The organism is Streptomyces sp. NPDC045026 (genome assembly GCF_056432625.1).
Genome location: NZ_JBWKIS010000004.1, coordinates 507,266 through 524,095 on the forward strand (window position 1 = coordinate 507,266; position 16,830 = coordinate 524,095).

Here is a 16,830-nt window from a genome sequence, read left to right on the forward strand (position 1 = left end):
CCCTCATGCGGTCTGGGGAGACCGCTGCTACATGGGGGGGGTTGCTATGCACGCCTACATACGCCGTGCCGTTTTACTGACGGCACCGCTCGCCATTGCGTCCGCGCTCGTGACGGGGTGCTCCTCGTCGGAGCCCACTGACGTAGCCAATAAGCCGAGCAAGGCGGCCACCGCATCCGCGGACTTCGAGAAGGTGGATGAGGGGAAGGAAGCTTCAAAGCCGCCGGCCACGTCCGCCCCTGTCCCAGAGCTGGGGGTGGGCCAGACAGGCACGTTCCTCACGGGCAAGACGGACGACTACGGCGAGAACTTCAAGGTCACGTCGAAGATGCAAGTCACCGTCGTGAGTGCGAAGTACGTGACGCCGGCTGAGGTCGACACGACCAACGAGCCGGAGCAAGGCCAGTACGTCGCACTGACCTTGACGTTCAAGAACGTCGGCAAGGCTCCGGCCGAAGTCATGACGTACGGGATGATGAAGTGGGAGGACTCCAAGACGGCCGCGCAGGACGCGACCACGCTGGAGGGCGTCGGTGCAGGGCCGGAGCTCGACACGACGTACAAGCCGGGCCAGTCCGTGACGGGGAAGCTGATTCTCGACGTCGCCCGCAAGGGCGGGACGGTGAGCTACTTCGACAACAACAGCGACCCGGAGGCCGAAGGGCCTTCGTTCAAGGTCGAGTTGCCGAAGTAGCGCGCCCACTCGCAGCGCCAAGAGGACCGCTCGCGGCGTCGCATGGCGCCTACGTCGTGCTTCGGGCGGGGCATGTGCGTCCGTCGGCAGCGGGGCGAGCAGCCGCTCCCCTCGAAGCCTGCGGCACCAAGCATCCGTGCCATGCGTCCTCCTGAAATAGCTCAGCCCCGCTCGCGGGAGGGTTCCTCCGTGGCGGGGCTGTGTCTGTGTCGGGACGGGAGGATTCGAACCTCCGACTCCCCGCCCCCAAAGCGGGTGCTCTGACCGCTGAACTACGTCCCGTCAACTTAGTCCGTTTGCACGTTATTGGAGTTACCCTTGAAGTGTTAGGAGCATAGGAAGTGACTTAGCCCCAACGATCGGCGTTCGAAGCTCACGCGGCACAGCGTGGGTCTCTGAAATGCCCAGCGGAGAGACAGTCGAGAAGCTCTCTCGCCGTCCGCGCGGGAATGTCACTACCGAAAAGGGCGCGCCGTGCGGCCGCTACTGGAAATGTTCACTCTCACCATTATTCGGGTTTGGGAGCATCGTTCTTTACATCAGGACATCTACAAGGTCTGGGTTTATTCCCCCGGTAGATTGAGCGGTGAGGGTGGTCCCTGTATCGGCTAACGAGCACGAGGCGCGAGGGCAGCCCGAATCCCTCGGCCTCATCTGTTTGCGCCCGACACTCTTGAAGCTGGCGCCGTACACCGCTACGCCGTCGCATCGTCAGACAGGCGTGACCCCGTCCTAGCTCCAGCGGCGCACACCGTGGCTCCAGGAGGCCCGTTAGGCGTGCTGCGTGCCAAGCGATGGACTCGAACCACCGACCTCCGGCGTATGAAACCGGCGCTCTGCCAACTGAGCTAGCTAGGCGTGGACGTCGAGCCAGTCCGAGGCCCCTCCTGACTCCGTCAGGCAGCATGCGGCGTCGACGTTCTCGGGGAGGTGGATTTTCCCGCCGGAGCGGCCCCTTACCTGTGCGCCGCCTAGGCGGGCGTCTTCACGTCCGTGTGGATGGCGAGCTTGAACTCCGCGAGTGCGAGCGGCGTCGAGCGCTTCGTGTCGCCGGCGCCGCGGGCCGCCACCTTCAGCCCCAGGGGCGTTCCGCGATGCACGAACATCTGCCACATGTACGAGCGGTACTGTCCGCCCTTCGTCGGCGTACTGTCGCTCGTCGCCGTGGCGTCGTAGCCCGTCGACAAGCCGAGAGGGTCACGCACGAAGCGCGCCCGGTACTCCAGGGCGTCAGGATCCGCCTGCCAGAACACGAGCGCAGACAGCACGCCCCAGCCGTCGCAAGACGGCCAGATGAGCCCGGAACGGGCGTCAGGGAACTTCGACGCGGCACGGCCGCCGTTCGCCGGGTCGTGCATCTTCCACGGGTCGTAGGACTCACCGGTCGCCGTATAGGGGAAGCGGACGAGGTGGTAACCGTCCTTGTCGTGCTGGATCTTCTGCGCCCCTGCGACGCTGGCGTCCCACTTCAGGGAGGACACGACAACGCTCATGGTTGCTCCTCGCTAGGTGGGTACGTGAGTGTGTCCGACGGGATTCGAACCCGCGTCGCCTCCCGGAAGGGGAGGAGTTCTTTCCGCTGAACTACGGACACCGCTAAGCGCTTCCGGGGATCAGCCGTAACGCGGAGCCTGCGGGAGCTACCCGCATGGCGCTTCAGACCGGAGTCGAACCGGCGGCTACCCGCTCGACAGGCGGGGGCTCTGGCCTCTGAGCTACTGAAGCAAGTGACGAGCCGTCGCGGACGGGATTTGAACCCGTGACCGACCCTCCAGGGCCCCGCAGGGGTAGAGGGTTGCTCTGCCTGACTGAGCTACCGCGCAAGCGTGCGCATCGCTCCGGCTCGTCATGCGCCCCTGACGCCTCCCGGTCTGCCCCGGGTCAACCGTCAGGGACGGCTTCCTCGTCCCCGCGGGACGAGACATCTATGGGACGACCGGGGCCGCTCTACCGCGCGTCCACCCGGAGGAGAGTGCGGGGAGCGCAGGAGCGGCGCCGGCCGTCAGAGAGGGAAGCGGACGCCGCGCCATTCGCCGGCGTCGCGGTCCTTCCCTCCTACCTCTGTTATGGGTCGCGTGTGACGCGGCAGTGATCTTGCTCCGCGTCTACCCCTCCCGGGGCCGTGCACGGACTGGCAAACTAACCCCCTTTTTCACAAACCTCTTAACACGCGTTAGAGCAAATTGAAATAAGGGGTTGGTTTGGCACTTTGGCACTCAGAACGGCCACGTGCGTCACTCGGCGTAGCGAATCCACAGAACTCCGTCACTCCTTGGAGTTATTCACAGGCACCTGTGGATGATGCGGAAGGCTGCCGACGTCGACGAGGTGGCCAAACTCGCGCCAGGAGCCCCGGCGTTGGCCCGCCAGGACTCCCAACTCCTTTACCTGAACGTGACCTTAGAGGCTCTCTTGGTAGGCCACATCGTCCAACGCGTCCTGTACCGGGTCGACGTGCTGACCGATTTCGAACCTCAGTCGGTCCTCACGGGGCGTCCAGCGATGGCCCGGCCCAATCCACACGACCACGCCGGCGGAGGCCAGCATCTGCCGTTTGACGGTCCAGTTGTCCGCCGCGCGCCAGTCGTCCGCCCACGTGGCGTCAAGGTCAACAATCTCTTCGCGCGCTGGGATGACCGGGCGCTCCTTTAGCTTCGCGTGGCGGTCCGACAACCCCTGCACTTGCGCCTCTACCGCGTCCGCAGCGGCGCCGCGGAGTCGTACGAGGCGGCCTGACAGTTCCTCGATGTCGGACGCTAGCTCGGCAATCTCAGCGGTGTGATCCACGCCAGCGACTCTGATCAGCTGCGTCCGCCGGAAGGGGCCGACGTGCGCCAAGAACTGCTCCTCCACGTACGCCAGAACGTGGCCCCGGTTCATGCTGAACGCAGGGTCTCCAGGCTCGTGCTTGTCGCCGTGGCAGCGGAAGGCGTCGACCCAGACACCGCCTACGCGCGTCTTGTACCGCGTGCCGTGCATGTTCGCCTTACACGTGACGCACCGAGCGATGCCCAACAGTTCGTGCCCGTCACGTCGTGGTACTCCCTGATTGGGCAGCGCCAACGCCTTCAGCGCCCCCTTCAGTTGGTACCAAGTCTCATCGTCAACGAGCGGGTCAGCGTGGATGACTGGAGACCCGTCAGGGTGGCGGATGATGTTGCCCTCACGGGTCACGACGCGCCCACGAACTATTGGAGATCTCAGCATGTCGTAGACAGTGCTGAGATTCCAGGTGTCTTCCGGGTCTTCAGGCCGTGGCGGCTTCGCGAGTCTGGCCTGATGGTTCTTCGGAGTGATGGCTTTCGACTCCTGGAGCCATCGACGAACCTGCGAAGTGTTCTTTCCCGCAATGACGCGTGCCATGGCATCTCGTCGAATTTTTGCCGTCTCCTCGTGCGGCGTGAGCCACCACCCTTCATTCCCGTCGGTGAACATCTTTCGAGTCAACATGAAGCCGTATGGGATTGTGCCGCCGGACCATCTTCCGATGGACTTCAGATGTGCCGCAGCCCCTTGGTTCCGCTCCATGATCGTCTGACCTTCGAGTTGAGCGGCGAAAGCCAGAATGAGCATGATCAACTCTGACATCGGTGACGCGAAGTCGAGTTCCAGCATGTCGCCGCCGGGACCCGATGCGAAGATCAGACGCTTCTTATACTTCTTGGCGAAGCGCCCGAGATCCGCCATGTCTGCCATGCTGCGAACAGCACGGTCCATCCGCTGCCAGATCATGACGTCCCATGACTCAGGCGAGTTCAGCCATGGAGCTAGGTCGTCCCGCTCCCACGGGGTCGTCTTAAGGGCTGACACGTCGGTGTCTCGGGCCCAGCCAACGAACTCACCGCCGATGCGGACGCACGTTCGGGTGACCATCTCCTCTTGCACTTCGGGCGACGTCGATGCGTCGGTGTACTTGCTCAGTCGGATCGCGCCGACCACGCGCAGCTGGCCAGCGCCTGGCTGCCATACAGGTCTATCCCTCCCCATGCATGACACGCTACTCACTCCGGTCGGCCTTCGGCGAGCCGCGGGCGAGGATCGGCCCGCAGGAGCGGACGATCGGCGGGGCCCGGGTGTGGGCGCTGCCCAACCCCAGTGGTCTGAACGCGCATTGGACGGCGGCGACGATGGCCGAGGAGTACGGGCGGCTGCGCGCCGCCGCCTCGGGGGACGACGGCGCGGGGGACGACGGCGCGGGGTTCTCCGGCTGACGCGCCCGCCTACAGTTACGGCTTGCGGGCCATGACGCCGAACTGGGCGACGATCGGCCCCTCGTCGGAGCCGTCCGTCCGCCAGCGCGCGCAGGAGACGAGGCCGGGCTCCAGGATGTCGAGCCCTTCGAGGAAGCCCTCGATCTCGGTCCGGCTGCGGGCGGTGATCGGCGGCGTCGCGTTCTCGTTCCAGAACCGCATCGCCTCCTCGTTCCCCTCGCCGCCCAGCTCCAGTGTGGGGTGCGTGAGTACGAGATGGCTGCCGGAGGGGACCGCGTCCACGAGGTGCCGGACGATGGACGTGGCCTCGGCGGTGTCGAGGATGAAATTCAGGATGCCGAGCATCATGACCGCGACCGGCCGGCCCAGGTCGAGGGTGCCGGACGCGGCACGGAGGATGGCCCCGGGGTCATGCGCGTCCGCGTCCACATAGCTGGTGGCGCCCTCGTCCGTGCTGGTGAGGAGCGCGCGGGCGTGCGTGAGGACGATCGGGTCGTTGTCGACGTAGACGACGCGGGAGTCGGGGGCGATGCGCTGGGCGACCTCGTGGGTGTTCTCCGCGGTGGGCAGGCCGGTGCCGATGTCGAGGTACTGGCGCAGGCCCGCCCGGCCGGCGAGATAGGTCACGGCGCGGCCGAGGAAGGCCCGGTCGGCGCGCGCCACTTCGCCGATGCTGGGGTACATGGAGGTGACCTGGTTCCCGACCTGTTCGTCCACCTCGTAGTGGTCCTTGCCGCCGAGCCAGTAGTTCCACACGCGGGCGTTGTGCGCGATGTGGCTCGCGGTCCGCTCCCCCGGCTCCTGCCCGCTCTGCTCGCTCACGTGCACTCCCTCACCTCGGTCGGCCATGATCCGGTGCCAAGATCCCATGGTGGCACGGCAGTTCCCGCTGACCGGGTCCAGGCGCGTCATCAGGGCGGGTCCACGTCCGTGACGGCGGCGACGAGCTGGAACGGCAGGTCCTCGGCGCCGAGCGGGATGCCCAGCACGACCCACCGGTCTTCGGCCTGCCACACCTGGACGTCCGGCACATACGCGCTGAGCGCGGCCCAGGGCTCCGGTATGTCCTCGCCGCCCTCGACCGCGCGCAGGCTGACGCTCCACAGGCTGAACCACTGCGGCTCCCCCCAGCGCTCGGTGAACACCGAGGAGAGTCCGTCGCGGTCGGCGACCCACTGGTCCTGAGCGGCGCCCTCGGAGGCCGGCTCCTGGAGTCCGCCGCACGTCGCCAACTCCGCGATGTGATAACCCGGTCCGCCGGAGCCCGCGTCCGATCTGCCGTGCTCCGCGGGGAACTCACGGGAGCGCAGCAGATCGATCGTCGCGAGATGCTGTGCGGTGCTCATGACGTCCAGTAAAGCGGCCACCACTGACAATTGGCGGGGCGTCCGGCGGTTACGAGTCCCTGCCGTTACGCGTCTCTGCGGCGCAGCGCCCACCAGCCGGCGAGGAGCGCGGCCGCCGCCCACGCGGCGGTGACGGCGAGCCCCGTCCACGGCCCGAGTGTGCCGACCGGGTCCTGGCGCAGGACCTGTTGCCCGGCGTGGTCCGGCAGGAAATCGGCGACGGAGGCGGCCATGTCGCCCACGACGAAGGACACGATCAGGATGAACGGGATGAGCAGGCTCAGGACGGCGACCGCGCTGCGCAGGACGACGGTGAGACCGGCCGCGAACAGGGACATCAGCGCGAGGTAGAGGCCGCCTCCGACGCAGGCGCGCAGCGCACCCGGATCGCCGAGCCCGAGGGCGTAGGACCCCATGAACGCCTGCCCGGACAGGAACGTGACGAACGAGGTGAGCAGGCCCACGACGACGGCCAGGGCGCCGACTACCGTCATCTTCGCGGCGTAGAGCAGATTCCGGTTGGGGACCGCGGCGAGGGACATGCGCAGGGCGCCGTTGAGGTACTCCGACGACACTGCGGTCGTACCGAAGGCGATGGCCGCGATCTGGCCGAAGTTGAGTGCGTAGAAGGCCCCGAAGAGGAGGTCGGCTCCTTCGTTGTCCGCCTCCGCCTGGCCGACCGCCGCGGTGGCCAGGACGTTGATGGCGATGGTCACGACGAAGACCGCGACGAGTGAGCCTGCGCTGGCGCGCACCGACCTCACCTTGATCCATTCGGAATGCAGCACGGCGGTGGTCGGCATCGTCAGGCCTCCTGGAGGGGCGTTGCGGCAGAGGCGAACTCGGTGTCGTTCGCGGTGAGGGCGAGATAGGCCTCCTCCAAGGAGGCCGATTCGTCGGCGAGTTCGAGGACGGGGATGCCGTCGACGGCGGCGAGCGCGCCGATCTCCTCGGCGCGCGCGCCCTCGACGGTCCAGCGGCCGTCGTCGGTGGCCACGGCTTCGAGTCCCTTGCGGCGAAGTGCGGCGCGCAGGCTCGTGGGATCGGTGGTGCGGACGCGGACGCGCCGTTCGCTGTGCGCGTCGATGAAGTCCTGCATCGGGGTGTCGGCCAGGAGTCTGCCCCGGCCCAGGACGACGAGGTGGTCGGCGAACGTGGCGGTCTCGTTCATGAGGTGGCTGGAGACGAGGACCGTGCGGCCCTCGCGGGCGAGGCCGCGCATCAGTTCGCGGATCCAGATGATGCCTTCGGGGTCCAGGCCGTTCGACGGTTCGTCGAGCATGACGACCTGCGGGTCGCCGAGGAGTGCGGCGGCGATGCCGAGGCGCTGGCGCATGCCCAGGGAGAACGTCTTGATGCGGCGCCCGGCGACGGCCGCGATCCCGGCGAGCTCCATGACCTCGTCGACCCGGCGCACCGGGATGCGGTGGGAGGCGGCGAGCGCGCGGAGGTGGTCGCGGGCGGTACGGGAGCCGTGGGCGGCCTGGGCGTCGAGGAGGGCGCCGACCTCGCGCAGGGGTTCGCCGAGTGCCGCGTAGGGGCGGCCGCCGAGCGTGGCCGTGCCCGACGTGGGCCGGTCGAGGCCGAGGACGAGGCGCATGGTGGTGGACTTCCCGGCGCCGTTCGGACCGAGGAATCCGGTGACCCGGCCGGGCCCGACGCTGAACGTCAGTCGGTCCACCGCGCGGGTCGTGCCGTACTCCTTGGTGAGCTCTTGGACGTCGATGCTGGTCATGGCTCCAGCCTTCCGGCCGCGCCCCCGCCGGGTCCTCCCCCGGGCGTGGATCCCGTCTCCCCCGTGAGGGGGAGCCGTTCGCGCCCGCACCGCTGGCACGATGGCGGCATGTCCCGCCTCCTCGCGCCGCTCACTCGCGCGGTCACGTACACCCGCTGGCTGCATCTCCTCGTCGGCTCGGTCATCGCCCTGGTGTGCGCGATGGTCTATCCGGGGCTGGTCAGGCCCGGGTTCTGGGACTGGGTCCAGATGCTGCTGATCCCGGTGCCACTCCTCCTGGCGGCCGCCCTGGTCCCCGTGCTCCGCCGGGCCGAGGGACTTCAGGCCCGCATGATGCTGTTCCCGGGTGCCCACTCGCGCGTGGAGGACGGCCCGCGGGGTTCGGAGGTCTCCGTGGCGCCGTCGGCCTCGTGGCGCGACCGGGCCAGGACCGCGGCCTGGCTGGTGCTGCGCCTGTGGGCGGGCTGCGGAACGGCGTTCGTGTCCGTACAGCTCATGGCATTCACCCTGCAACTGGTGGACGCCTCCTCGGGCGGCTCGGCCGAGGGCGAATCGCTCATCCCCGTACCCGTGCACGGCTGGGCGTGCGCGCTGCTCGTGCCGGTGCCGCCGCTGGTGCTCATCTACGTGGTCGCGTTCGCCGGGCGGCTGATGGCCGCAGCCTCCCTCGGCCTGCTCGGGCCGTCCGCGGCGGAACGTCTGGCCGCACTGGAGGAGCGCACCGAGCAGCTCCTCGAACGCAATCGCATCGCCCGCGAGCTGCACGACTCCATCGGGCACGCGCTGACGGTCGCCGTGGTGCAGGCAGGCGCGGCGCGGGCGGCCGCCGACCCTGCGTTCACCGACCGCGCCCTGGACGCCATCGAGGAGACGGGCCGGGCGGCCCTGGAGGACCTGGAGCGGGTCCTGTTGGTGCTGCGCGAGTCTGGGCAGCCCGCGAGCCGCCGTCCCACGCTCACGGAGGCGGACCGCCTTCTGGACTCGGCGCGCGCCTCGGGCGCCGAGGTCGACGCGGAGGTCCTCGGCGCGCTGGACTCGGTGCCGGGTCCCGTCTCCAGGGAGGGCTACCGCATCCTTCAGGAGGCGCTGACGAACGTGCTGCGCCACTCGGGGACCGTCCCGATCCGGGTCGCCGTCACGGTCGACGACGCCCGCCTGTGGCTCGACGTACGCAATCCGCTTCCCGTGGGCGCACCGGTGAACGGTCAGGGCAGCGGCAGCGGTCTGCGGGGCATCCGTGAGAGGGCGGCGCTCCTCGGCGGCCGGGCGCGCACGGGTCCCGACGGGGGGCAGTGGCGCGTGCACGTCGAGCTGCCGCTGGGCTGATCCCCGTACTCACGTACACCCCGACCGCTCCCCTAGGCTGACCGGATGCCGCTCACCGTGCTCCTTGTCGATGACGAACCACTGGTCCGCGCGGGATTGCGCGCCGTGCTGTCGGCGCAGCCGGACATCGAGGTCGTGGGCGAGGCGGCCGACGGCGCCGCGGTGATCCCGCTCGTCCGGCAGCTGCGCCCGGACGTGGTCGCCATGGATGTCCGCATGCCCCTCCTGGACGGGATCGAGGCCACGCGCGCGGTGCTGCGCAGCATCGCCGAGCCGCCCAAGATCCTCGTGATCACGACCTTCGAGAACGACGAGTACGTGTACGGGGCGCTGCGGGCGGGCGCCGACGGGTTCCTGCTGAAGCGGTCACGGCCGGCCGAGATCGTGCACGCGGTGCGGCTCGTGGCCGAGGGCGAGTCGCTGCTGTTCCCCGCGGCCGTGCGCCGCCTCGCGGCCGAGTACGGCAACGCGTCGGCGCGCGAGGCCATGGAGCGCGCCGCCCTCACCGAGCGGGAGGCGGACGTGCTGCGTCTGATGACGCGGGGCCTGTCCAACGCGGAGATCGCGCAGCGGCTCGTCGTCGGCACGGAGACCGTCAAGTCGCATGTGAGCGGGGTGCTGGCGAAGCTCGGGGCGCGGGACCGCACGCAGGCCGTCATCGCCGCCTACGAATCGGGTTTCGTCTCGCCCGGCTGAGCGTCCGGCGCCACAGAAGTGCACCCGCGCTCGCCGGTGTCCGTCACGGCGAGTACGATCCGGCCATCACGCGCACGAGCTGGGAGGACAGACGTTGGGGCGGCTGACCGGCGGGGACCCCTCTCTGCTGCGGCGGATCAACTCCGCGGTGGTGCTGCACGCGCTGCGCGCCACGGACCTCGCGACGCTCACCGAGATCACCCGGGTGACCGGCCTGTCCCGGCCCACGGTCGAGGGCGTCGTCGAAGGGCTCATCGCGGCGGGGCTCGTCGTCGAGACGCCGGTCGACGACAGCGGTACGCGGCGCCAGGGGCGGCCGGCGCGACGGTTCCGGTTCCGGGCGGAGGCGGGGCATCTGCTCGGGCTGGAGATCGGCCCGCACCGCGTGGCCGCCGTCCTGTCGGACCTGGACGGCAAGGTGCTCGGCACGGCCGCGAAGGACGTCGACGAGACCGCTTCAGCCGACGAGCGGCTAGAGCGGCTGCGCACCGCGGTCGCGGACCTGCTGCGCCGTGCCGGCGTCGCCCGGAACTCACTGCGGGCGGTCGGCGTGGGCAGCCCCGGCATCGTGGAGGCCGACGGCACCGTGCGCCTCGGCACCGCCCTTCCCGAGTGGACGGGGCTTCAGCTGGGAGAGCGGCTGCGGCGCTCCTTCAAGTGCCCGGTCCTGGTGGAGAACGACGCGAACGCCGCGGCGGTGGCCGAGCACTGGAAGGGTGCGGCCACCGAGTCCGACGACATCGTGTTCGTGCTGGCGGGGCTCAGTCCGGGCGCCGGCGCGCTGATCGGCGGCCGGCTGCACCGCGGGTACGGCGGCGCGGCCGGGGAGATCGGGGCGCTGCATCTCCTGGGGCGCGAGGTGCGCCCCGAGACGCTGCTCTCGACGACGGACGAGCCGTTGCATCCTCTCGACGAGCAGGCCGTGGCGCAGGTCTTCGCCCTCGCGCGCCAGGGCGACGAGCGGGCAGGCGCGGCCGTCGACCGGTTCCTCCAGCGCCTGGTCCACGACGTGGCGGCACTGGTGCTCGCCCTCGATCCGGAACTGGTCGTCGTGGGCGGCTGGGCGGCCGGCCTGGACGGCGTACTGGAGCCGCTGCGCCGGGAGTTGGCCCGCTACTGCCTGCGGCCGCCGCGCGTTGCCCTGTCGGTGCTGGGCGAGGCGGCGGTGGCGACCGGGGCGCTGCGGCTCGCGCTGGATCATGTCGAGGAGCAGCTGTTCGCCGTCGAGGGCACGGTCACCGCGCGGCGCTAGCCGGGAACGCACAGACACCGAAGGCCCACCGTGGAGGATCACGGTGGGCCTTTACGGATTGTGGCGCGCTCGGCGTGCGCGGATCTCTGCGTGCCCGGATCTCTGCGTGCGCAGGTCAGGAGGCGCGGCGGTCCGGGCCGTGGTGGACCTCGACGCCACCCGAGTCACCGAAGGTGAGGCGGCAGGTGTCGGCGCGGTAGGTGGCCACGGACACCGCGGCCGTCTCGCCCTCGCTGAAGAACCGGGTCGTCACGACGAGGACGGGCGCGCCGGGCAGCCGGTCGAGCTCCTTCGCGTCGTCGGCGCGGGCCGAGCCCAGCTCGACAGCGCGGTCCTGGCCTTCGAGCCCGCGCCGCCGCAGCTCCCGCAGCACGGAACGCGCACGCGCAGATCCGGACGGGGCGTCTATGGCGGAGAGTTCGGGCACGGACGACGACGGCACGTAGAGCAGCTCGGCGGCTACGGGCTGGCCGTGCGACACGCGCGTACGGCGCACCCGGTGGACGCGCTCGTCGGGCGCGGTGCCGAGGATGCGGGCCACGGCCGCAGGCGGCACCGCGGGCTCGCTGTCGACGGCCTGCCAGGCCTCACCGTCGGCGGCGCCGGGCCACTCCTGGTCGTCGGACGAGTCGACCGCCACGCCCACGCGGGGCGGCGCGACGGTGGTGCCGACGCCACGGCGGCGCTGGAGCCTGCCTTCGAGTTCGAGCTGTTCGAGCGCCTGGCGGAGCGTGGCACGGGCGACTCCGAAGCGGGCCGCGAGGTCCCGCTCGTTCGGCAGGATCTCTCCCACGGCGAATTCGGAGTCGAGTGCCTCGGTCAGCACGGTCTTGAGGTGCCAGTACTTCGGCTCCGGCGCCGTTTCCAACTGCGTGGTCCCCACCCTGTCCTCCGCAATCGCTGTGTCCCGGCTGCGTTTAGCGCCCTTGTTTATTAAAGGTTCCTGCACTATCTCTGCGAGGGTAGGCCCGCCCTCCGACTTGGTCAAGACCAATCCTCGGTCCGCTGCGGGGCCCGCAGGGGGGCCGCCGCACAGCGTTCATGGCGGTCCGCAGAGCGTTCACACCGCGTTCGCGAAACGACGCGAGGCCCCCGCCCGGTCGGGCGGGGGCCTCGGTGACCGCGGAGGAGACGTCAGGCGAGCGACGCGAGCTTGTCCGGATTGCGCACGATGTAGACGCACTGCACCTGGCCGTCGGCGACATCGACCTGGATGACGCTGTCCGGCTTGTCCCCGACGAGGACGAGCACGGCCGGCCCTCCGTTGAGCTCCACGAACCGGAAGGCGAATCCGGTGGCGCCGCCCTTGGCGACCCCGAGCAGGAAGCGGCCCACCTTGTCGGCGGACTCGAGGACGCGCAGTGGCGCCTTGGACTTGCCGCCACTGTCACCGACGAGGCGGGCGTCGGGCGCGAGGAGCGTCATCAGACCCTCCAGGTCCCCGCCCGTCGCGGCGGCGAGGAAGCGCTCGGTGAGGTCGCGCTGCTCGACGGGGTCGACATCGAAGCGCGGCCTGCGCTCGTCCACGTGCTTGCGGGCACGTCCCGCGAGCTGACGCACGGCGGACTCACTGCGTTCGAGCGTGGTGGCGATGTCGGCGAACGGGAACCCGAACGCTTCACGGAGCACGAACACGGCGCGCTCCAGCGGCGAGAGCGACTCCAGGACGACGAGCACGGCGAGCGACACCGACTCGGCGAGTACGGCCGCCTCCGCGGTGTCGGGCGCGGTCGGCCCGAATTCCGTGACGAGCGGCTCCGGCAGCCAGGGACCCACGTAGGCCTCGCGCCGCACCTGCGCCTGCCGCAGCCGGTCGATGGCCAGGCGGGTGGCGACGCGGACGAGATAGGCGCGGGGTTCGCGCACCTCGTCGCGGTCGGCCTGCGCCCAGCGCAGCCAGGCGTCCTGGACGACGTCCTCCGCGTCGGCCACGCGGCCCAGCATGCGGTACGCGACCCCCATCAGGACCGGCCGGTGTTCTTCGAAGACCTCAATCACGGTGTCGGTTGCCACGCTTCCATCCCAACGGACGCGGCGGTGCGTGTCCAGGTGGAATCGGTGCGTCGATGACCACAAACGGCTCCACGTCGGCCTTCACTCCCCCGCCCCCCTTGAACTGGGGGCTACTGAGCGGTAATTGTTGCTGACAAGCCGTCTAAGGAACCGTCGCGCCGGCGTCGGGGATTGGGAGCGACATGGCCACAGAGGTTTCCTTCAGCATCGAAACCCCCGATGGCCCCCGTGAGGTGACCGTCGCGTACGAACGCGTGGGCACCGGGGAGCCCCTGCTTCTCCTGCACGGGATCGGCCACCACTGGCAGGCCTGGGCCCCCGTCATCCCGGTCCTGGCCGCCGAACGCGACGTGATCGCCATCGACCTGCCCGGCTTCGGCGCCTCGCCCGCGCTGCCCGTCGGCGTCGCCTATGACCTGCCGACGGTGACGGCCACGCTCGGTGCGCTCTGCGCGGCCCTGGGCATCGAGCGGCCGCACGTGGCGGGCAATTCCCTCGGCGGTCTCCTCGCCCTGGAGCTCGGCCGCGACAAGCTCGTGCGGTCGGTGACCGCACTGTCGCCCGGAGGGTTCTGGTCGCAGGCCGAGCGCCGTTACGCGTTCGGCACGTTGCGCGCGATGCGGCAGGGGGCGCGGGCGCTGCCGGTTCCCGCGATCGAGCGCCTCTCGCGGTCGGCCGCGGGCAGGGCGGCGCTGACGAGCACCATCTACGCCCGCCCCGGCCGCCGTTCACCCGATGCGGTCGTCGCGGAGACGCTGGCCCTGCGACACGCTCCCGGGTTCGCGCAGACCCTCGCCGCGGGTCTGGACGTGCAGTTCACCGACAACGTTCCGGACATCCCGGTGACCGTCGCCTGGGGCACCCGCGACCGGCTGCTGCTGCGCCGCCAGGGCATCAGGGCCAAGCACGCCGTCCCCGGCGCCCGCCTGGTGCGGCTGCCCGGCTGCGGTCACGTCCCCATGAGCGACGACCCGGCGCTCGTCTCCCGCGTCATCCTGGACACCAGCCGCTGACCGCACCCCGAACACCCCGGAGCCGAGCGCCACTCCGGTGCCGACGAGCGCGCTGCCGACGGCCTGCGCGGTGCCGTACGTCCCGGTACCGACGAGGGGCGCGGTGCACGCCGCCGCGACGGGGATGAGCCCGGAGAACAGGGTGGCGCGCTCGGCTCCGATGCGCTGCATGCCGATGTACCAGCACACGAAGCCGATCACCGTGACGACGGCGGCCTGCCACAACAGGGCCGTCGCCTCGGTGGCGTCGGGAACGCGGAGCATGTCCGTCCCGTCGAGCACTGCGCCGGTCAAGGCCGACTCCAGGGCCGCGATCCCGCAGACCGTGCAGGACAGCAGTTTCGGGCCGAGGGGCCGCACCAGCGGCACCGCGAGAACGGCGAATCCGACCTCTCCGACGAGGGCTCCTACGGAGAACACGAGACCGGCCGTGTCCGTGCGCCCCCAGCCCTGGACGGTGAACGCGCCGGCGGCCACCAGCAACGCCCCGTAAAGGACGGCCCGTTGGGGCCTGCGGCCCGCGAGCAGGGGCACGACCACCGCCACGACGACCGGGGCGCACCCGACGAAGACCCCCGGGACGGCCGGTTCGGCGGTGCGCTCCGCGCCGAGCACAGCGAGGTTGAAGCCGACCATGCCGACGGCGGCAAGGAGGGCGAGACGCCCCCATCGACGCCCGGTGAGGTGTCGCAGCGGCGCCGTGCCGCCCCGGCCGAGGAGCGGCAGCAGGAGCAGGCAGGCGAGGGCGTAGCGCAGGAACTGGCCGCCCGCGTACGGGTACCGCCCGAGGACGCTGTTGGCCGTGAAGGAGGCGCCGACGAGGACGCAGGCGAGGGCGGCCGGCAGGGCCCCTCGGATCGAGTGCGCGTTCATGGCCCTGACGCTAGGGAGAGCGGTGGTCCGGATTAAGGTCCACGTCCATGACGCCATCGGGGACCAATCCGCGTGCGGGCGGTGCGGGCGCCACGGAGGTTGAGCCCCAACCACCGTCCGCCGCCTGGGAGTTGTTGCTGCCCGCCGCCTCCGCGCCCGCACGCGCGCGTGGCCGCAGTCTCCAGGCCGCGCTGCGGGACGCCGTCCGGTCGGGGCGGCTCGCTCCCGGGACACGGATGCCGTCGAGCCGCGACCTCGCGGCGGATCTGGGGGTCTCGCGCGGGCTGATCACCGAGGTGTACGAGCAGTTGACCGCCGAGGGGTATCTGCGCAGCGGTCGTGGTGCGGGTACGTGGGTGGGCGGTGCGGTGCGCGCAGCGGCGGCGGCCGGTGTGCGGGACCTGGCGCCCCGGCCGCCGGGTACCCGGGCCGACTTCGTGGCGGGCAGCCCGGATCTGTCGCTGTTCCCGCGCGCCGCGTGGGCGGCGGCGCAGCGCGGCGTGCTGGCCGAACTGCCCCACCACATGCTGGGCTACCCGGACCCGCGGGGCATCCCCCGGCTGCGTACCGCGCTGGCGGAACTGCTCGCCCGGCGGCGGGGCGTGGTCGCCGATCCGGAGCGGATCATCGTCTGCTCCGGGGTGGCTCAGGCGGTCACGCTGCTCGGATTCGTGCTGCACGCGCGCGGGGAGCGCTCCGTGGGGGTCGAGGACCCGGGGAGCCCCGATCTCGGTTCGCTGTTCGCCTCGGCCGGTGTCGGCACGACCGCGCTCCCGCTGGACGGCGGCGGACTGGCCGTCGGGCCGCTGCGGGATTCGGGTGTGCGCTCCGCGGTGACCACGCCGTCCCACCAGTTCCCCTCCGGCATCGCCTACGCACCGGCGCGCCGCACTCAACTCCTCCACTGGGCACGGTCGGTGGACGGTCTCCTCGTGGAGGACGACTACGACGGCGACTTCCGTTACGACCGCGCGCCGGTGGGAGCGCTTCAGGGTCTCGACCCGGAGCATGTCGCGTACACGGGCTCGGTGAGCAAGTCGCTGGCTCCCGGGCTGCGGCTCGGCTGGATGGTCGTTCCCGCGGCTCTGACCGACGAGGTCGTCGAGCGCAAGCGCTACATGGACCTCGGTAACCCCGCTCTCGACCAGGCCCTTCTGGCGCGCTTCATCGAGCGCGGCGACTACGACCGCCAACTGCGGCGCTGCCAGCGCGCCTACCGGGAGCGCCGCGACACCCTCGTGACCGCGCTGCACGAGCATCTGCCGGGCACCAAGGTGACGGGAATCGCCGCGGGGCTGCACGTCATCGCCCGCCTCCCCGAGCGCTACGGGCCGCAGAAGGCGCTCCTCGAACGGGCCTCGGCGGCCGGGGTCGCGGTCCGCCCGCTCAGCCACTACCGCACCTCCGACAGCGACTCCAACGACAGCGACGACAGCGACGACAGCGACGATGGCGGAGTGCGGCTCGTCCTCGGGTACGCGCATCTGCCGCCGGCCCGGATCGCGGAAGGCGTACGTCTCCTGGCTCGCGCGGCGCACTAGGTGTATTGCCCTGAAGCGTTGTTTGCGCGGCTGATGGGGGGCTTGCCTGCGAGTGCGGTGTGGCATCGGTGGTGGTTGTAGGTGTGGAGGAAGTCTGTCAGGGCTGCGCTTCGTTCGCTGTTGCTGGTGT

At 70.5% G+C, this 16,830-nt stretch carries 14 protein-coding genes, 5 tRNA genes and 3 pseudogenes; 7 read left to right on the top strand and 15 right to left on the bottom strand.

Annotated elements, in window-relative coordinates; genetic code table 11:
• Positions 1–256 precede the first annotated feature (256 nt).
• Positions 257–694: a DUF4352 domain-containing protein gene (locus tag AC07EJ_RS12955; protein WP_478884251.1), complete on the top strand. Its 438-nt coding sequence runs from the start codon at positions 257–259 to the stop codon at positions 692–694.
• Positions 695–903: 209 nt separating this feature from the next.
• Here AC07EJ_RS12955 and AC07EJ_RS12960 read toward each other — a convergent pair.
• The 7 genes from AC07EJ_RS12960 to AC07EJ_RS12990 form a co-directional block, all read right to left on the bottom strand.
• Positions 904–976 (bottom strand) — tRNA-Pro (locus tag AC07EJ_RS12960).
• Between the two features lie 503 nt (positions 977–1,479).
• Positions 1,480–1,552 (bottom strand) — tRNA-Met (locus tag AC07EJ_RS12965).
• 113 nt (positions 1,553–1,665) lie between these two features.
• Positions 1,666–2,187: a hypothetical protein gene (locus AC07EJ_RS12970; RefSeq protein WP_478884252.1), complete on the bottom strand. Its 522-nt coding sequence runs from the start codon at positions 2,185–2,187 to the stop codon at positions 1,666–1,668.
• 29 nt (positions 2,188–2,216) lie between these two features.
• Positions 2,217–2,288, bottom strand: a tRNA-Glu gene (locus AC07EJ_RS12975).
• A gap of 55 nt (positions 2,289–2,343) precedes the next feature.
• Positions 2,344–2,419: transfer RNA gene (locus tag AC07EJ_RS12980), tRNA-Asp, on the bottom strand.
• A 10-nt stretch (positions 2,420–2,429) separates the two neighbouring features.
• Positions 2,430–2,517 (bottom strand) — tRNA-OTHER (locus AC07EJ_RS12985).
• Between the two features lie 577 nt (positions 2,518–3,094).
• Positions 3,095–4,633 (bottom strand): recombinase family protein, encoded by a 1,539-nt coding sequence (locus AC07EJ_RS12990; RefSeq protein WP_478884253.1) that lies wholly within the window; start codon positions 4,631–4,633, stop codon positions 3,095–3,097.
• Positions 4,634–4,701: 68 nt separating this feature from the next.
• On the opposite strand from AC07EJ_RS12990, the pseudogene AC07EJ_RS12995 reads away from it, so the two are divergent.
• Positions 4,702–4,905: pseudogene (locus tag AC07EJ_RS12995) on the top strand (mismatch-specific DNA-glycosylase); the annotation flags it as partial.
• 15 nt (positions 4,906–4,920) lie between these two features.
• On the opposite strand, the gene AC07EJ_RS13000 reads toward AC07EJ_RS12995, so the two are convergent.
• The 4 genes from AC07EJ_RS13000 to AC07EJ_RS13015 form a co-directional block, all read right to left on the bottom strand.
• A complete protein-coding gene (locus AC07EJ_RS13000; RefSeq protein ID WP_389476860.1) occupies positions 4,921–5,727 on the bottom strand; it encodes an SAM-dependent methyltransferase in 807 nt (268 codons plus the stop codon).
• Between the two features lie 89 nt (positions 5,728–5,816).
• Positions 5,817–6,251, bottom strand: a complete 435-nt coding sequence (locus AC07EJ_RS13005) for a hypothetical protein (protein ID WP_389476862.1) — start codon at positions 6,249–6,251, stop codon at positions 5,817–5,819.
• Between the two features lie 65 nt (positions 6,252–6,316).
• Positions 6,317–7,054, bottom strand: coding sequence for an ABC transporter permease (locus tag AC07EJ_RS13010; protein WP_478884254.1), 738 nt, complete (start codon positions 7,052–7,054; stop codon positions 6,317–6,319).
• Positions 7,055–7,056: 2 nt separating this feature from the next.
• On the bottom strand, positions 7,057–7,986 hold the full coding sequence (locus AC07EJ_RS13015) for an ATP-binding cassette domain-containing protein (protein WP_393584383.1): 930 nt from the start codon (positions 7,984–7,986) through the stop codon (positions 7,057–7,059).
• A 108-nt stretch (positions 7,987–8,094) separates the two neighbouring features.
• Between AC07EJ_RS13015 and AC07EJ_RS13020 the strand changes: the two genes are divergently transcribed.
• From AC07EJ_RS13020 to AC07EJ_RS13030, 3 genes are all read left to right on the top strand, one after another.
• Entirely contained in the window at positions 8,095–9,312 is a 1,218-nt protein-coding gene (locus AC07EJ_RS13020; protein WP_478884255.1) for a sensor histidine kinase, read from the top strand.
• 45 nt (positions 9,313–9,357) lie between these two features.
• The gene (locus AC07EJ_RS13025) at positions 9,358–10,008 is read left to right on the top strand and encodes a response regulator transcription factor (RefSeq protein ID WP_389476870.1); all 651 of its coding nucleotides are present in this window, start codon (positions 9,358–9,360) and stop codon (positions 10,006–10,008) included.
• A 94-nt stretch (positions 10,009–10,102) separates the two neighbouring features.
• On the top strand, positions 10,103–11,260 hold the full coding sequence (locus AC07EJ_RS13030) for an ROK family transcriptional regulator (RefSeq protein ID WP_389476872.1): 1,158 nt from the start codon (positions 10,103–10,105) through the stop codon (positions 11,258–11,260).
• A 115-nt stretch (positions 11,261–11,375) separates the two neighbouring features.
• Here AC07EJ_RS13030 and AC07EJ_RS13035 read toward each other — a convergent pair whose 3' ends face one another.
• Both AC07EJ_RS13035 and AC07EJ_RS13040 read right to left on the bottom strand, forming a co-directional pair.
• A complete protein-coding gene (locus AC07EJ_RS13035; RefSeq protein WP_389476874.1) occupies positions 11,376–12,143 on the bottom strand; it encodes a GntR family transcriptional regulator in 768 nt (255 codons plus the stop codon).
• Between the two features lie 251 nt (positions 12,144–12,394).
• Positions 12,395–13,273 carry an RNA polymerase sigma-70 factor gene (locus AC07EJ_RS13040; RefSeq protein ID WP_389476876.1) on the bottom strand — a complete coding sequence of 293 codons (879 nt, stop codon included), beginning with the start codon at positions 13,271–13,273 and terminating at the stop codon, positions 12,395–12,397.
• 182 nt (positions 13,274–13,455) lie between these two features.
• Here AC07EJ_RS13040 and AC07EJ_RS13045 point away from each other — a divergent pair, with 182 nt between their 5' ends.
• Positions 13,456–14,286 (top strand): alpha/beta fold hydrolase, encoded by an 831-nt coding sequence (locus tag AC07EJ_RS13045; RefSeq protein WP_393584377.1) that lies wholly within the window; start codon positions 13,456–13,458, stop codon positions 14,284–14,286.
• Between the two features lie 84 nt (positions 14,287–14,370).
• Here the strand turns inward: AC07EJ_RS13045 and AC07EJ_RS13050 are convergent.
• Positions 14,371–15,216: pseudogene (locus tag AC07EJ_RS13050) on the bottom strand (EamA family transporter); the annotation flags it as partial.
• Between AC07EJ_RS13050 and pdxR the strand changes: the two are divergent.
• Positions 15,207–16,700 carry a MocR-like pyridoxine biosynthesis transcription factor PdxR gene (gene pdxR, locus AC07EJ_RS13055; RefSeq protein ID WP_478884256.1) on the top strand — a complete coding sequence of 498 codons (1,494 nt, stop codon included), beginning with the start codon at positions 15,207–15,209 and terminating at the stop codon, positions 16,698–16,700. The pseudogene AC07EJ_RS13050 and the gene pdxR overlap by 10 nt on opposite strands.
• Here the strand turns inward: pdxR and AC07EJ_RS13060 are convergent.
• Positions 16,697–16,830, bottom strand: a pseudogene (locus AC07EJ_RS13060) (IS481 family transposase); the annotation flags it as partial. The gene pdxR and the pseudogene AC07EJ_RS13060 sit on opposite strands and share 4 nt — an antisense overlap.

Excerpts from the sequence above, each read along its gene's own strand:
- AC07EJ_RS12970 (WP_478884252.1), bottom strand. The coding sequence starts at position 2,187 with ATGAGCGTTGTCGTGTCCTCCCTGAAGTGGGACGCCAGCGTCGCAGGG.
- AC07EJ_RS13005 (WP_389476862.1), bottom strand. The coding sequence starts at position 6,251 with ATGAGCACCGCACAGCATCTCGCGACGATCGATCTGCTGCGCTCCCGT.
- AC07EJ_RS13010 (WP_478884254.1), bottom strand. The coding sequence starts at position 7,054 with ATGCCGACCACCGCCGTGCTGCATTCCGAATGGATCAAGGTGAGGTCG.
- AC07EJ_RS13015 (WP_393584383.1), bottom strand. The coding sequence starts at position 7,986 with ATGACCAGCATCGACGTCCAAGAGCTCACCAAGGAGTACGGCACGACC.
- AC07EJ_RS13020 (WP_478884255.1), top strand. The coding sequence starts at position 8,095 with ATGTCCCGCCTCCTCGCGCCGCTCACTCGCGCGGTCACGTACACCCGC.
- AC07EJ_RS13025 (WP_389476870.1), top strand. The coding sequence starts at position 9,358 with ATGCCGCTCACCGTGCTCCTTGTCGATGACGAACCACTGGTCCGCGCG.
- AC07EJ_RS13045 (WP_393584377.1), top strand. The coding sequence starts at position 13,456 with ATGGCCACAGAGGTTTCCTTCAGCATCGAAACCCCCGATGGCCCCCGT.
- pdxR (WP_478884256.1), top strand. The coding sequence starts at position 15,207 with ATGACGCCATCGGGGACCAATCCGCGTGCGGGCGGTGCGGGCGCCACG.